This window comes from Aggregatibacter kilianii (assembly GCF_003129965.1).
Taxonomy (GTDB): Bacteria; Pseudomonadota; Gammaproteobacteria; order Enterobacterales; family Pasteurellaceae; genus Aggregatibacter; species Aggregatibacter kilianii_A.
Window position 1 is genome coordinate 77874 of sequence record NZ_NRCJ01000010.1, and the last position, 15158, is coordinate 93031.

13 protein-coding genes are annotated in these 15158 nt (G+C 40.6%); 10 read left to right on the forward strand and 3 right to left on the reverse strand.

The features are described from left to right. The 9 genes from DK430_RS08940 to DK430_RS08980 all read left to right on the forward strand — a co-directional run bounded on the left by DK430_RS08940 (window position 1) and on the right by DK430_RS08980 (window position 9202). On the forward strand, window positions 1–1113 hold the full coding sequence (locus tag DK430_RS08940; RefSeq protein WP_109078720.1) for an acyltransferase family protein: 1113 nt from the start codon (window positions 1–3) through the stop codon (window positions 1111–1113). A 25-nt stretch (window positions 1114–1138) separates the two neighbouring features. Next, window positions 1139–2290 (forward strand): UDP-galactopyranose mutase, encoded by a 1152-nt coding sequence (gene glf, locus DK430_RS08945; protein ID WP_109078744.1) that lies wholly within the window; start codon window positions 1139–1141, stop codon window positions 2288–2290. Then, window positions 2290–3216: a glycosyltransferase family 2 protein gene (locus DK430_RS08950; protein WP_109078721.1), complete on the forward strand. Its 927-nt coding sequence runs from the start codon at window positions 2290–2292 to the stop codon at window positions 3214–3216. The genes glf and DK430_RS08950 overlap by 1 nt, the downstream gene beginning before the upstream one ends. Next, the gene (locus DK430_RS08955) at window positions 3209–3976 is read left to right on the forward strand and encodes a DUF4422 domain-containing protein (protein ID WP_109078722.1); all 768 of its coding nucleotides are present in this window, start codon (window positions 3209–3211) and stop codon (window positions 3974–3976) included. Before DK430_RS08950 ends, DK430_RS08955 begins: the two co-directional genes overlap by 8 nt. Before the next feature lie 7 nt (window positions 3977–3983). Continuing rightward, window positions 3984–5396: an undecaprenyl-phosphate galactose phosphotransferase WbaP gene (gene wbaP / locus DK430_RS08960; RefSeq protein WP_109078723.1), complete on the forward strand. Its 1413-nt coding sequence runs from the start codon at window positions 3984–3986 to the stop codon at window positions 5394–5396. A gap of 102 nt (window positions 5397–5498) precedes the next feature. After that, a complete protein-coding gene (gene xthA / locus DK430_RS08965) occupies window positions 5499–6302 on the forward strand; it encodes an exodeoxyribonuclease III (protein ID WP_109078724.1) in 804 nt (267 codons plus the stop codon). Continuing rightward, complete coding sequence (locus DK430_RS08970) at window positions 6302–7096, forward strand: TIGR01619 family protein (RefSeq protein ID WP_109078725.1); 795 nt, start codon at window positions 6302–6304, stop codon at window positions 7094–7096. Before xthA ends, DK430_RS08970 begins: the two co-directional genes overlap by 1 nt. Before the next feature lie 24 nt (window positions 7097–7120). Then, complete coding sequence (gene rfbB, locus DK430_RS08975; protein WP_109078726.1) at window positions 7121–8149, forward strand: dTDP-glucose 4,6-dehydratase; 1029 nt, start codon at window positions 7121–7123, stop codon at window positions 8147–8149. A gap of 153 nt (window positions 8150–8302) precedes the next feature. Next, entirely contained in the window at window positions 8303–9202 is a 900-nt protein-coding gene (locus tag DK430_RS08980) for a hypothetical protein (protein WP_109078727.1), read from the forward strand. A gap of 236 nt (window positions 9203–9438) precedes the next feature. Here the strand turns inward: DK430_RS08980 and hcr are convergent, their stop codons facing one another. The 3 genes from hcr to DK430_RS08995 form a co-directional block, all read right to left on the reverse strand. Beyond that, entirely contained in the window at window positions 9439–10461 is a 1023-nt protein-coding gene (hcr, locus tag DK430_RS08985; protein ID WP_109078728.1) for an NADH oxidoreductase, read from the reverse strand. A 164-nt stretch (window positions 10462–10625) separates the two neighbouring features. Beyond that, window positions 10626–12278 (reverse strand): hydroxylamine reductase, encoded by a 1653-nt coding sequence (hcp, locus tag DK430_RS08990; RefSeq protein WP_109078729.1) that lies wholly within the window; start codon window positions 12276–12278, stop codon window positions 10626–10628. Window positions 12279–12600: 322 nt separating this feature from the next. After that, window positions 12601–13155, reverse strand: a complete 555-nt coding sequence (locus tag DK430_RS08995; RefSeq protein ID WP_109078730.1) for an NAD(P)H nitroreductase — start codon at window positions 13153–13155, stop codon at window positions 12601–12603. Between the two features lie 121 nt (window positions 13156–13276). Here DK430_RS08995 and sppA point away from each other — a divergent pair, with 121 nt between their 5' ends. Further along, on the forward strand, window positions 13277–15157 hold the full coding sequence (gene sppA / locus DK430_RS09000; RefSeq protein WP_109078745.1) for a signal peptide peptidase SppA: 1881 nt from the start codon (window positions 13277–13279) through the stop codon (window positions 15155–15157). Window position 15158: the final 1 nt, after the last annotated feature.

The window sequence follows — 15158 nt, forward strand, 5'->3', positions numbered from 1 at the left end:
ATGAAGTCACTTAATTTTAAGTATCTTTCTCGGTTAGATCATCTAAGATTTTTTGCTTGTTTACTTGTTCTATTCCACCATTTCAGAGGGGATATAATTAGCTCTGTTCCTGTTAATCTGTCAGATACATCATTCTTAAAAGCTTTTGTTCAATTATGGTTAATGAAAGGAGCTAGCGGAGTTAGTTTGTTTTTAGTATTAAGCGCATTTTTATTTACATTAATTACAAATGCTGGTGGTAGGGAAATTATATATCATAAATTTATATATAACCGTATTCTTAGAATATTTCCATTGGTAGTATTTTTAGTATTTGTTTTAATAACTATAGATAGAGCTAATTCTACTCCTATGGATATTTTTAGGCTAATAACATTGCAATTAAATACCGGTAATCCTATGACTGGTTGGGGTAATAATATATTCCCTAGTGGTCCTATATGGACAATAGCGGTTGAGTTTCAATTTTATTTATTGTTCCCTATTTTGATACTATTTTTTAGTAAGTATGGTATTAGGTATTTGATGTTAGTAATATTATTTATGCTTTTTTTAAGGTGGATAGTGTCTTCCTTAACTGACTATAATATTTACTATAATTTATATCATACAATAATTGGTCGATTAGATCAGTTTATAGTAGGGATTGTTTTGGGGGCTTTATATATAAGAGGTACTTTTGATAAGCTATCTAATGTAGCTTGTTTATTTTTAATATTCTTTTCTATACTCACTCTAAGCCTTTTATTTATCTCTATTGAATCAAATCATAGCATTTTTATGAGTTCTGTTTTATCCTTTCCCTTGGAGGCGTTGGGCTGGGGTATAATTATTATTGCATATCTTAAGATAAATATAAAAATCCCATATTCTGTAACGTTAGATAAGACTTTAGCCTTCTTAGGTGGGTTAAGTTTTTCTATCTATCTTTTCCATCTTCCAGTAGGTTTCTTTGCAAATAATGTTTTAGGATTATCTGAACCTAGTAGTATTTCTCAGAGTATGTTATTTACATTAGTTAGATTGCCTATCATATTAATATTTTCAATAATTACGTATTATGCAATAGAAAAGCCTTTCATGGAATTGCGTGTCAAATATTTTAAAGAGTAAGAATCTCATGTGTGAACAAATTTATATGAAAAGTTTTCTCCTAGTAGGAGCCGGCTTCTCTAACGCCGTTATTGCCCGTGAACTTGCTGAACAAGGGTATAACGTTACAGTAATCGATCAGCGTTCCCATGTGGCAGGGAACTGTTATTCTGAACGCGATCCCGAAACTAATGTAATGGTTCATGTTTATGGACCACATATTTTCCACACTGACAATGAACGGGTATGGAACTATATCAATCAATTTGGTGAATGGATGCCGTTTGTTAATCGGGTTAAGACGATTAGTCAAGGCGCTGTGTATTCTTTACCGATCAACTTACACACGATTAATCAATTTTTTGGTAAAACCTGTTCACCTAAAGAAGCAAAAGTCTTAATTGATGCACAAGCTGATCTTTCTATAACTGAGCCTCAAACTTTTGAAGAGCAAGCCATGCGTTTTGTCGGTAGAGATTTGTATAAGGCGTTTTTTTATGGTTACACCAAAAAACAATGGGGTGTTGAACCGAAAGAATTACCGGCAAGTATTTTGAAACGTTTACCTGTACGTTTTAATTATGATGATAACTATTTTGCACATAAATATCAGGGAATGCCAAAAGATGGTTATACCGTGATTGTGGAAAATATCTTAAATCATCCGCACATTGAAGTTCGTTTAAATACGCCTTTTAGTGAGAGTATGAAAAATGAATTTGATCATATTTTCTGGTCCGGCCCATTAGATGCTTATTTCAATTTTGAATTAGGACGTTTAGGTTATCGTACTTTGGATTTTGAAGCGTTCCGTGAAGAAGGTGATTATCAGGGGAATGCGGTAATTAATTATGGTGATGAGGCGGTGCCTTATACGCGTATTTCCGAGCATAAACATTTTGCGCCTTGGGAACAACATGACAAGACTATTTGTTACCGTGAATTTAGTCGCTTATGTGAAAAAGATGACATTCCTTATTATCCAATTCGTTTGGTAAAAGATAAAACTTTATTGCAACAGTATGTTAAAAAAGCAAATCAAGAATCTAATGTAACTTTTGTTGGTCGTTTAGGTACTTATCGTTATCTTGATATGGATGTTACGATTAAAGAAGCATTGGAAACGGCGGATGAGGTTAAAGAATCGTTGCAAAATCAGACCGCACTTAAATCGTTTTACGTGAATATGGATGTGTAATGGATAAAAAATCTATTTGTGCTGTTGTAGTGACTTATAATCGGAAGGTATTGTTACTTCGCTGTTTACAGGCGCTAGAGAAACAAAGTTATTCCTTAGAGCATATTGTGGTTGTTGATAATGCAAGTACTGATGGCACAGTAGATTTTTTACGGCAACACGGATATTTAGATGATTCTAATGTTACTTTGCTTAATCTAACAGAGAATCAGGGAGGTGCTGGTGGTTTTCATGCCGGAATTAAATTTGCTTATGAGCAAGGATATGACTATATCTGGTTAATGGATGATGATGGTGTCCCCGATAATACTTGCCTTAAGGAACTTGTAAAGTTTATTAAAGATGATAACTATATCGGTCCTCTGGTTTTAGATATTGATCATCCGCTAGATTTAACTTTTACACTACGTTTGCCAAAGACAAATAAAGTTCTATCTAATTTAAATGATATTAAACAATTTGATCAGATTATTCCTGACATTGTAATGCCTTTTAATGGTATTTTATTTTCTCGTAATGTCGTTAATAAAATTGGGCTCCCTAAAAAAGATTATTTTATTTGGGGAGATGATATGGAATATACCTGGCGAGCTTCTAAATTTGATATAAATATTTATACTGTTATATCGGCTAAATTTTTTCATCCTAGAGAAAAAACATTGGGGACCCCAATGTTTTTTAATATGCTTAAATTTAATGATACAGATTCTAAAATAAAACTGTATTGTATGTGTCGTAATAATATTAGAAATTTGATTGAGTATAAAGGGCGGTTGATTGCGCTATTTTTTTGCTTTAAGGTGTTTTGGTTTTATCTGTTTACTAAATTTAATTTATCAAAATTAAAAATAGCAATAAAAGGTATTATTGCCGGCATTAAGAGTAATTTTATTGAGCATAAGTATTATCTTTCTGAATATGAATAATTTGATCAAAATTCTTATTGTTACCCATAAAAAGTATGAATTCCCTGATATTTCTTACTATGTCCCAATTCAAGTAGGAAAGAAACTAACGGAATTAGAGTTAGGTATTCTATCCGATGATACTCAAATTAATATTTCCGAAAAAAATCAATCTTATTGCGAGTTAACCGCATTGTATTGGTCTTGGAAAAATAGTTTTTTTCAAGATGCGGATTATGTAGGGGTAGTGCATTATCGTCGTTATTTCTCTGGTAAAGATTTAAGTGTTAAAGGGAGAGCTATAGCATCAGATGAAGAGTTGATTAGATTATTAAAAGGGGTAGATTGCTTGGTTCCGTGCAAGCGGAATTACTATATTGAAACTGTTTATTCACACTATCAGCATGCACATTATATTAAAGATTTGGATGCAGCAAGGAAAGTTATAGCGAATAAATACAGTGATTATTTGAAAGCATTTGATACGGTTATGCAAGGCAAGACCCTGTTTTTGTATAATATGTTTGTCATGAGACGGGCTCTATTTGAAGAATATTCCCAGTGGTTATTTGCAATTTTATTTGAGCTGGAAAAGCTGATTGATATCTCAAATTATGATTCATATCAAAAGAGAGTGTTTGGGTTTCTTGCAGAGCGCCTATTCAATGTTTGGCTACTTAGAAATAATATAATTACAAAAGAAATAAAAATTATTTCTCTAGAAAAACAAAGTGTTATTTTGAAAGCGCTTAGGTTTATAAAAAGAAAGTTCATAGGGTAGAAATAAAATGGATAGACAGGTTCAATGTAAATATATTCTGGCAATTACAGACTTTATTTTTCTGATTTTGTCATTCTGTATAGGTCTATGGATCAGCTATCTTGTGCAAGTGGATATTTTATTTCCTGAGTATGAAATAATTTACAATTCTTTAATTCATTTTTGTATATCTGTTATTTGTATTATATGGTTTTGGATAAGGCTTCGCCACTACACTTATAGAAAACCTTTCTGGTACGAGTTAAGAGAAGTTCTGAATACACTCGTGATATTTTCAATTATTGAATTAACAATTATTGTATTTTCTAATATAACCTTCTCTCGTTATAGATGGGTTTGCACATGGGGAATCACTTTAATGTTAGTTCCCTTAGGGCGTGTCTTAGTAAAGGAATTTTTAATAAAAATAGGTTGGTATTTAAAAAATACGGTTATTCTTGGTTCAGGAAAGAACGCGATTGATGCTTATCTAGCATTATCTAGTGAAAAATATTTGGGATTAAAGGTTGTATATTTTATTGGCAAGCCGGTAGAAAATAATGTGCTTTTTTCTATTCCGGTCATAGATGAAGATCGGAAAGACTTATGGAAACAAAAGATTCATGTTAATAATCAGTTTATTATCGCATTGGAAGATGATGAGGATATTAAACGCGATAATTGGCTACGTTATTTAGCTCGTCATCATTATCGTTCAGTTTCAGTGATTCCTTCATTAAGAGGCTTGCCATTATATAGTACTGATATGTCTTTTATTTTTAGCTATGAAGTAATGTTACTTCGTATTAATAATAATTTGGCAAAGCGTTCTTCTAGGATGTTAAAAAGAACTGTAGATATTTTTTTATCTTTATTTTTAATTATTTTGTTTTCTCCATTATTTTTATTTATATGCATTTCAATAAAAGCAGAAGATAATGGTAATGTTATTTATAAACATAAGCGGGTAGGGCGGAATGGTAAGAAATTTGGATGTTTGAAGTTCAGATCGATGCGTATAAATTCTGATGAATTATTACATGAGTTTCTAGAAAAAAGCCCATCAGCAAAACAAGAATGGAACAGAGATTTCAAATTAAAAAATGATCCGAGAGTGACAAAAATTGGTCGGTTTTTGCGTAAAACCAGTCTTGATGAACTACCACAATTATTTAATGTGTTAATCGGGCAAATGAGTTTGGTTGGACCAAGACCGATAGTATCGCAAGAATTAAAATATTATAAGGAAGATGTAGATTATTATTTAATGGCAAAACCCGGAATGACCGGTTTATGGCAGGTAAGTGGGCGTAACAATGTCGATTATGATACCCGAGTTTACTTTGATGCCTGGTATGTAAAGAACTGGTCATTGTGGAACGATTTTGCCATTTTGTGTAGAACGCCAAAGGCTGTTTTGGAACGCAACGGGGCTTATTAACGTTTAGTTTTTCAAGGATTAAAAATAAGAAAGCAGAATAACCTTCTGCTTTTTTGTTTGTTACAAGTATAATGGCGCCTTAACACAGAAAAGGAACAAAAAATGAAAGTCATGTCATTTAATATTAACGGGTTAAGAGCAAGACCTCACCAGTTGGAGGAGATTATTGATAAGTACCAACCGGATGTGCTGGGCTTGCAGGAAATTAAAGTCGCCGATGAGGTCTTTCCTTATGATTTGGTGGATCATCTTGGGTATCATGTCAACCATTTCGGGCAGAAGGGGCATTATGGCGTGGCGCTGTTGAGTAAGCAGGCGCCGTTGTCCGTGAGAAAAGGGTTCCCGACCGATGATGAAGAGGCGCAAAAGCGGATTATTATGATTGATTTGGAAACGCAATTCGGTCAACTTACCGTGATTAATGGTTATTTCCCGCAGGGGGAAAGCCGTGAGCATCCGACGAAATTCCCAGCAAAACAAAAATTTTATGCAGATTTGCAGCGTTATCTGGAACAGGATCATGATGCGCAAAATCCGGTGATTATCATGGGTGATATGAATATCAGTCCGTCTGATTTGGATATCGGTATCGGCGAAGAAAACCGTAAACGCTGGCTGCGTACCGGCAAATGTTCTTTCCTGCCGGAAGAGCGTGAATGGTATCAGCGTTTGTATGCCTACGGTTTGGAAGACACATTCCGCCACATGAACCCGACGGTCAATGACAAATTCTCTTGGTTCGATTACCGCTCCAAAGGGTTTGATGATAATCGCGGGTTACGTATCGATCATATTTTGGCAAATAAAGCCTTAGTGGCGCACTGTGTGGATACCGGCATTGCGCTGGATATTCGCGCCATGGATAAACCTTCCGATCACGCACCGATTTGGGCGGAGTTTAAATAATGCCGTTAAAAAATCCTGAACAAAACTGGCAAAATTATCGAACATTGATCAATGGCAAAATTGCCAGTTGCACGGTGAATTTGGATATTTTTGAGGAATTTAGTCCGCAAAAATACAACAAAGTCGTGCAGGTTTCCTTGCCTTATGAGTCTGATGAAAACGCGCTGCCAACCTTGGATGAGCACCATCGGGTGATTACGGAATTGTTCAAAATTCTGATTCAGATTTCCGCCTTGTCCGATCTGCTTTATGCGGGGCATATTTTCGGTGACGGGCATTTGAAACTCTATTTTTACTGCGATGAAACCACCTCACTTTTTGATGTGCTTGATCAATTTAAGGAACACATTGATAACACAAGCGTGCAGGATGACCCCAATTGGGACACCTATTTTGATTTCTTATTGCCGTCGCCATTGGAAATGAAGCTCAATGTGACGGAGGAAATCTTGGATATGTTGGTACAAAACGGCAGAGATTTGGCGGATAGTTATCTGATTGAACATACCTTCCAATTTGCCGATGAGCAACTGATGTATCAATTTATGGAAGAAACCAATCTCAGCGACATTTCTTTCAATACCATGAGTTACAGTAACGCGCCTATCACATTTTCTGATACGGATGACGAGGACAAAGAAAGTTTTTATATCGTTAAAATCGAACAGGAAATGCCTTTGAATACGGACGAAATCTTCACTTATGTTGAACAGTTTGATCGCTTGGCGGAAAATTTTTCCGGTGAATATATCGGCTGGGAAAGCGATACAATAAATCAGGTTAAAGCCAATTAATCCATGCAATAACAATAATAATTTATGCGAATTTTAATTACCGGCGGTGCCGGTTTTATCGGTTCAGCACTGATTCGTTGGATGATTCGACATACCGAACATCAAATTATCAATGTTGATAAACTTACCTATGCCGCCAATGTAGATGCTTTGCGCGAAGTAGAAAGCAATCCTCGCTATCACTTTGAGCAGGCAGATATTTGTCATGCAGAAATAATAGCGCGTTTCTTTGCACAATATCGTCCCGATGCAGTCATTCATCTGGCGGCGGAAAGCCATGTGGATCGTTCCATTGATTCCCCGATTGCATTTATGCAAAGCAACATTATCGGCACTTACACCTTGCTGGAAGCCGCTCGACATTATTACGCAGAACTTACGGACAAAGAAAAAGCCGTGTTTCGTTTTCTGCATATTTCCACCGATGAGGTTTATGGTGAAGTGGTGGAAAACAACCTCTTGTCGCAAGAGAATTCCCCTTATGCGCCGAGTAGCCCATATTCCGCGTCAAAAGCCTCCGCCGATCATTTGGTTCGCGCCTGGCACCGCACCTATGACTTGCCAGTCATGATAACCCACTGTTCCAATAACTATGGTCCTTATCAATATCCTGAAAAACTCATTCCCTTGATGATTTCAAATGTGCTGGACGGCAACCCCCTGCCCGTGTATGGCGATGGACGGCAAATTCGCGATTGGCTTTATGTGGATGATCACGTTCGTGCGTTGTATTTGGTGCTTACCCGAGGCAATATCGGAGAAAGTTACAATATCAGCGCCCATTGCGAAAAAACAAATCTTGAGGTAATTCATGCTATTTGTGATTTGCTGGATGTATTGGCGCCCCATAAACCGGCGGGTGTCACGCGTTATGCCGATTTAATTGTTCACATCACCGATCGCCCCGGTCACGATCGTCGCTATGCCCTTGACGCCACAAAAATTCGGCGCGAATTGGGCTGGCAGCCGCAAGAAAATTTCTCCTCCGCCATACAAAAAACCGTGCAATGGTACTTAAATAATCGGAACTGCCCGGATAAAGTGCGGTCATAAAAAAGCAGACTGAAATTAACAAATCAATAACAACTTGATTTCTTTATTTTTCAGCGCAATTTTTGTTCAAACCAACGCCTAAAAACGTTGGTTTTTTTCACCGCACTTTTGGAAAGCAAAATATGATTAACCCCATATACGGAGGGAGTAACAATGCAGAAATCCATTCTGCAAGGCTTAATGGCAGTAGCACTTGTGTTTACCGCAAACATGGCGACAGCAAAAGATTTTATTATTTACGATCACATGGACTATGTGGGCAAGCCCGATTTGACGGCAGAAAAATTATCCAAGGTCTTTTTGGTGTATGAGTCCGAATTGGTCAAGCCCGATCCTGCGGGCAAGCGTAAGCATGGCGTGTTGAATCTCGATCGAATTCGTGCATTGGCGCGTAAGTCGCACACCGAGGGATACCGCATGATTTCCACCGACATTGAATCCTGGTTCAGTAATAAAGATGGGCAGTTATTAACGCCTGATCAGCTGGCGGCAGATTTCGGACAAATGTATAAAATTTTCAAGCAGGAGAACCCGCGCGCCTTTAGTTGTAACTACGGTTTACCCATGGAAAATTTAAGTGTGATTCGCTTTTTTCGTCCGACGGAATCCTATGAGGCCGTTTTAGCCAAATGGCGTGAATTTAGCAAACGCCGTCATCAGGCAACGGCCTCCTGTGACTATTTAAATCCGGTGGTTTATATTGCCGATCCGGATATCAAAAACTGGGAACGTGATGTGCAAATAACGGTGAAAGAAATCCGCCAACGCTTCCCCAACAAACCGGTGATTGGCTACCTTTGGCCACAATATTATTCCGCTTCCAAAAGCCCGCACTTTAAAAAATTCATTGATGCCAAAACCTGGCGAAGTATGTTGGAAATCAGCCATAAACACATGGACGGCGTGATTATCTGGTCGGACAAACGCGACGATAAAAACCAAATCGTCAAATGGACCGACCCGCGCGTACAAGCCATGATGAAAGAAACCAAAGCTTTCATCGCCTCAAAAGGAAAGGACATTAAAGTGGACGGCTTAAATAAACCGAAGTAAAAAACACTTAGAAAAATGACCGCACTTTTGTAGCGGTCGCTAAGTCTGGTAATCGTAAAGTTGTTTTCCCCGTATAAGATGCCCGAACGGAAATAGGATTTTTAGGAAATTTTCGCTTTGTTTGAGCGTAGCGAGTTCGAAAATTTCCGTGAAAAAAATCCTATTGGAGAGAGGAAAAGCGGCTTATCCGGGGGGTGTTCTTTGCTACTTTCTTGCACAAGCAAGAAAGTAGAAGATCAAGGCATTAAATCCACCGAAACATTGCCTTTCAGCTTGCAACTGCACGCCAATACATAACCTTGCTTGATTTCGGCTTCGGTTAATGGGCCATTCGTTTCCACTTCATAATCCCCATTTAACACCAAAGTTTTACAAGAGCCGCAAATGCCTTCGCGACAAGCGGCAATAATTGGTGCTTTATGTTCTTCCAGTGCGGCAAGCAACGTCATTCCCACCGGCACGGAGAACGTTTGTGGCACAGGATTGGTGATGGAAAGGGTGACTTGTTTGCTGTTATCCAACATACAGTTTTCTGCAGACGAGTGGAATTGTTCCAAGAAGAAGCGTTCCGGCGGAATGCCGAGGGATTCCGTCATAGCGCGTAAATCGTTCATGTAGCTTTCCGGCCCACAAGTTAGCACCGTGTAATCGGCAATATTCGGTACAAGATCGGACAGCATTTGACTGCTTAATCGCCCGGAAATAAAGCCTTCTTCCGCATCCACGGAAGCATTCATAAACAATTTTAATTGCGGGAATTGTTCTTTCAGCAAATCCCATTCCCGTTTGAAAATCACATCTTTCGGCGAATGCACGCTGTAAAGCACGACGACATCGACGTTCGGTTTATTTTTCAATAGCCAACGGGTCATGGACATAATCGGTGTCACGCCACAACCGCCGGCAACCAATAAATAACGGTCACTGACAATGCGGGTACAGGTGAATTTCCCCATCGGATCGGACAGCCAAATTTGATCGCCTTCTTTGAGTTCGGAGGTAATCCAGTTGGAACCCACTCCGTTTTCAATACGGCGCACGGTTAAGGTGACAAAACGGCTCATTCCGGGCGTAGAAGAAAGGGTGTAAGCGCGCACGATATTCGGTGTGTTACGAATGCTCACCAAGGCATATTGACCGGGTTCGTAAGGATAAAAATCCTGCGCGATCAGTTCAATGGTGTAAACATCATCGGTTTCCTGATGAATAGAATGCACCTGCATTTCGTTGTAGCACAACGGATTTTGGTTGTTTGACATAGTGTTTCTCTGTTGTGTGTTGATTAAAAGTGCGATGGGTTTTCCAAGGATTTCGTAGGGGCGGGTCCTGTGCCCGCCCGTAAAATTCAACGGGAAAGTGGGCGGGCACAGGACCCGCCCCTACAAAACAAGATAAAAAGCAACCGCACTTTAGCGTCTAACCCCTATTTCGCCAAGGCTTCCGCCATATCTTGTTCCGGCGTAGTTAATCCGCGTAAGCCGAATTTTTCGTTCAATAACGCCATCACGTTATCGTTCAAGAAAGCAGGCGCAGTCGGGCCGGTGTAGATATTTTTCACGCCTAAGGCGAGCAAGGTGAGTAAAATCACGATGGCTTTTTGTTCAAACCAAGAAAGCACTAACGTCAACGGTAATTCATTCACGCCGATGCCGAGTTTTTGGGAAAGGTTCACCGCAAGCATAATGGCGGAGTAAGCGTCGTTACATTGACCCACATCCAATAAGCGTGGCAAACCTTCAATGGCGCCGAAGTCTAATTTGTTGAAGCGATATTTACCGCAACCCAAAGTTAAAATCGCGCAATCTTCCGGCACTTGGCGGGCGAAATCGGTGTAGTAGCTACGTTCGCCTTTGCTACCGTCGCAACCGCCCACTAAGAACACATGGCGTAATTTACCACCGGCAACGAGGTTGATCACTGCGTCAGACGCATCTAATAACGTTTGGCGACCAAAACCGACGGTGATTTGATGTTCTATCTCATCATACGGGAAGCCTGCCATTTCTTGCGCTTTGGCAATCACTTGGCTGAAATCGCGATCTTCGATATGTGTCACGCCCGGCCAGCCGACGATGCTGCGGGTGTAGATACGATCAGCGTAGTTGCCCACGTTCGGGTCGATGATACAGTTAGACGTCATGATCACCGGTCCCGGGAATTTGGCAAATTCTTTTTGTTGATTTTGCCAGCCGCTGCCGTAGTTACCCACTAAATGTTTGTATTTTTTCAATTCCGGATAGCCGTGCGCAGGCAACATTTCACCGTGAGTATAAACGTTCACGCCGGTGCCTTCGGTTTGTTCAAGAAGGGCTTTTAAGTCTTTTAAATCATGACCGGAAATTAAAATACATTTGCCTGCTACCGGTTTCACATTAACGGTTGCCGGCACAGGATTGCCGAATGCTTCCGTTTCGCCCGCATCCAACAAGCTCATCACTTGGAAGTTCATATTACCGATGCCAAGGGCTTTTTCTAAAAGCTCGTTTAAGTCGCTTGGGTGCGTACCTAACCACGCCATAAATTCGTGGAATTGGCGATACACTTCATTGTCAAACTTGCCTAATACATGGGCGTGTTCCATATAAGCCGCCGCGCCTTTCAAGCCGTATAAGCAAAGCATACGCACGCCGTGGACTTCATCGCCGATGTCTGCGCGGTCGCTGTTGAGCGCGAAATCGGCGGCTTGTTTGGTTAAATCGGCAATGGTGTTGCCTTCAAGTTGCAAATGGGCTAACGGGTGATTAACGTCGATGCTTGGGTTCACCGCGCGGCAACGTTTGATTAAATCATCGCGGTAGCGAATCGCTTGTTGTGCATATTCCACGATACGTTGGGAATCGAAGTTGACGTTAGTTAAGGTAGAGAAGAAAGCTTGTGCCGTGAAGGCATCGATGTCGTTGTCGATAATGGCTAAATCACGCGCTTGAATTGCCCACGCGGAGAGGCTTTGTAGTGTAGCAACCAATAAATCTTGTAAATCGGAAGTTTCGGCAGTTTTGCCGCACATACCTTGCGAGTAGCTACAACCGTTTCCCACAGGTGTGCGCATAGTTTGTTCACATTGTACGCAATACATAATAAAGTCCTTTTGAAAAAGTAGAGTAGTCAAAGTAAAAAGTCGTTAGGAACGAAATCCTACTTTATGAGTAGGGTTTGTCGGGGTGGATAGTAAAACGTTTGTTTTAGTGGAGCAAAAGAAAGTTTTTATTACTTTTGCTTTTTTTGATCTGCACGAAAAATTCTACTAATTATGGGGTATTTATATCTGACAATGAGAATAAATCTCAATAAAAATAAAGGGATAGAAAATGCTTTGAAAAAGGACCGCACTTTTGTGGTGATGTGTAAAAATGAAAACAGCCCCAAAGGGGCTGAATGTGGCGAAGTGTAAAAACAGGTTAAAAATAACTCACCAGTTCATTGTAATTGACGGTTTTTTTCTCCCGCTCCAATTTTTCCTCGGCGGAACCGATCATCACGAAGCCGATGATTTTATCTTGAGCGGCACATTGAAAGGCTTCACGCAATGCCGCGCCGTCCAGCCAAGGACCGCTAAGCCAAACGTTTTGAAAGCCTAATGCGTTGGACGCCAGTTGAATAGCGTAAGTGGCACAACCTGCGCAAAGCAATTGTTCCCATTCCGGCACTTTTTTAATGCTCGGATTCAATTTTGCCACCACGCCGATGATCATTGGCGCGCGGGTTGCCAGATTTTCCGCTTTTTTCAAACGTTCTTCACCCAGCCCGAATTCCTGCACGGCATCTTTTAATAATTCACTGAAATCCTGCATTTTTTCTTTTTCAATGACGATGAAACGATAAGGTTGTAATCTGCCGTGATCCGGCGCACGTAATGCCGCTTGAAAGATGAGATCAAGTTGTTCTTGATTCGGGGCGGGGGCGTTAAGTTTTTTTTCCGAACTGCGTTCGGTGAGTAATCGTAATGCGTCCATTTATTTGTCCTTTATGTCAAAAAGTGCGGTGGATTATAGCATAGTTTCTTGAATTCACAGGTTTATTGTGTTGGCGGATTGTGGTATTTTAGACGCCATTTTGTTGATTTTCCGAGGTTATATGAAATTTATCTTTTCTATTATTAAATTCGCCTGGCGCGCACTGAATTTTATTCGTGATGTGGTCATGAATTTGGTTTTCTTGGTTTTTGTGTTAGTCATGTTGACGGTTCTTTCTTTCGTTCTTGGCACAGAGAAGGATGTCGTGCTAAAAGGCGACCAAGGCGCATTATATTTGAATCTGGATGGCTATTTGGCGGACAACCGCGATAATCAGAGCGGTGTGAAAAATCTTCTGAAGGAATTGGATAATCAACATATCCCGCAGCAATATTCCACCTTTGATGTGGTCTATGCCATTAATGCGGCGGAAATGGATGACAATGTGCGCGGTTTGGTGCTGGATTTGAATTTCTTCCAAGGCGGCGATTTGCCTTCCTTAGAATATGTGGGCACTGCCATTGAGAGTTTCAAAAGCAGCGGCAAACAGGTGATCGCCTATGCCGATAATTACAATCAGGCACAATATTTCTTAGCTAGCTATGCCGATGAAATTTACATGAATCCTATTGGTTCGGTGTCGATTGAGGGCTTGGTACAAGAAAACCAGTATTACAAAGAGATGCTGGATAGCCTGGAAGTGAATCCGCACGTTTTCCGCGTAGGCACTTATAAAGCCGCTGTTGAGCCGTTCTTGCGTAACGATATGTCCGACGAAGCCAAAGCCAATTTGCGCCGTTGGTTGAATATGATGTGGGATAACTATAAACAAACTGTGGCGGACAACCGTAATATAAAAGAAGAGGCTATTGCACCGAATGCACAGACGTATTTAACCGAATTAAAGGCGTTGAAAGGCGACAGCACCGCTTATGTGAAACAACGTAAGTTGGTGACAGGCGTGATGGATCGATTAGATTTAGATAAAAAACTGACCGCACTTTTTGGGGCAAACGAAGATAAGCAACCGAAAATGGTGGATTACGATACTTACCTCGCCTCATTGCCTGATCGCATGAAGGGAGATACGGTGAATAAAATTGCTGTCGTCAACGTGGAAGGTGCGATTATCGACGGTGAAAGCGATGACGAAAACGTCGGCGGCGATACTATCGCCGGGTTGCTACGTCAGGCTTATGATGAAGATAAAATAAAAGCCGTTGTTTTGCGCGTTAACAGCCCGGGCGGCAGTGCCTTTGCTTCGGAAATCATTCGTCAGGAACTCGCCCATTTACAACGCGCGGGCAAGCCGGTGGTGGTTTCTATGGGCGGGGCAGCGGCTTCCGGCGGCTATTGGATTTCCTCCACTGCCGATTATATTGTGGCGGATAGAAATACAATCACGGGTTCTATCGGCATTTTCGGCGTTTTACCGACATTTGAGAAAACCATCAAGAAAATCGGCGTCTCTACCGACGGCGTGAAAACCTCCGATTTGGCATTTGGCTCCTCGCTTTCGCCGTTGTCTTCCGAATTAAGCGACGTGTTACAGTTGGAAATCGAACACGGTTATGACGAGTTTTTAAGCAAAGTCAGCGAAGGGCGCCGCTTAACCAAAGCGCAAGTGGACAATATCGCCCAAGGTCAGGTTTGGTTGGGTTCCGAAGCCCTTGAACATAAATTGGTGGATGAGTTGGGTAACTTAGACACCGCCGTGGGAAAAGCCATGGAATTGGTTAACGAAAAACGGGAAGAAAAAGACAAGATCGACGAAGATACTTTCTCCGTGGAGTGGCTGGAAGAAGATGACGGTTCGTTGCTTAAGAAAGCCATGCGCGATTTCAAAGGTGACAGCAAGGCTTGGGCTGCCGGCTTGATGGCAGAAACCGTCGGCTTACCAAAAGCATTTACGCAAATGAAAAAACAACTTGGCAAGTTAAACACCTTTAACGATCCGAAAGGGCAGTATTTATACTGTTTAACCTGCGGCAAAGTGCAGTAAA

Bases quoted from the DNA above. Each gene is read 5' to 3' on its own strand.
- DK430_RS08940 (WP_109078720.1), top strand. From the start codon at position 1: ATGAAGTCACTTAATTTTAAGTATCTTTCTCGGTTAGATCATCTAAGA.
- glf (WP_109078744.1), top strand. From the start codon at position 1,139: ATGAAAAGTTTTCTCCTAGTAGGAGCCGGCTTCTCTAACGCCGTTATT.
- DK430_RS08950 (WP_109078721.1), top strand. From the start codon at position 2,290: ATGGATAAAAAATCTATTTGTGCTGTTGTAGTGACTTATAATCGGAAG.
- DK430_RS08955 (WP_109078722.1), top strand. From the start codon at position 3,209: ATGAATAATTTGATCAAAATTCTTATTGTTACCCATAAAAAGTATGAA.
- wbaP (WP_109078723.1), top strand. From the start codon at position 3,984: ATGGATAGACAGGTTCAATGTAAATATATTCTGGCAATTACAGACTTT.
- xthA (WP_109078724.1), top strand. From the start codon at position 5,499: ATGAAAGTCATGTCATTTAATATTAACGGGTTAAGAGCAAGACCTCAC.
- DK430_RS08970 (WP_109078725.1), top strand. From the start codon at position 6,302: ATGCCGTTAAAAAATCCTGAACAAAACTGGCAAAATTATCGAACATTG.
- rfbB (WP_109078726.1), top strand. From the start codon at position 7,121: ATGCGAATTTTAATTACCGGCGGTGCCGGTTTTATCGGTTCAGCACTG.
- DK430_RS08980 (WP_109078727.1), top strand. From the start codon at position 8,303: ATGCAGAAATCCATTCTGCAAGGCTTAATGGCAGTAGCACTTGTGTTT.
- hcr (WP_109078728.1), bottom strand. From the start codon at position 10,461: ATGTCAAACAACCAAAATCCGTTGTGCTACAACGAAATGCAGGTGCAT.
- hcp (WP_109078729.1), bottom strand. From the start codon at position 12,278: ATGTATTGCGTACAATGTGAACAAACTATGCGCACACCTGTGGGAAAC.
- DK430_RS08995 (WP_109078730.1), bottom strand. From the start codon at position 13,155: ATGGACGCATTACGATTACTCACCGAACGCAGTTCGGAAAAAAAACTT.
- sppA (WP_109078745.1), top strand. From the start codon at position 13,277: ATGAAATTTATCTTTTCTATTATTAAATTCGCCTGGCGCGCACTGAAT.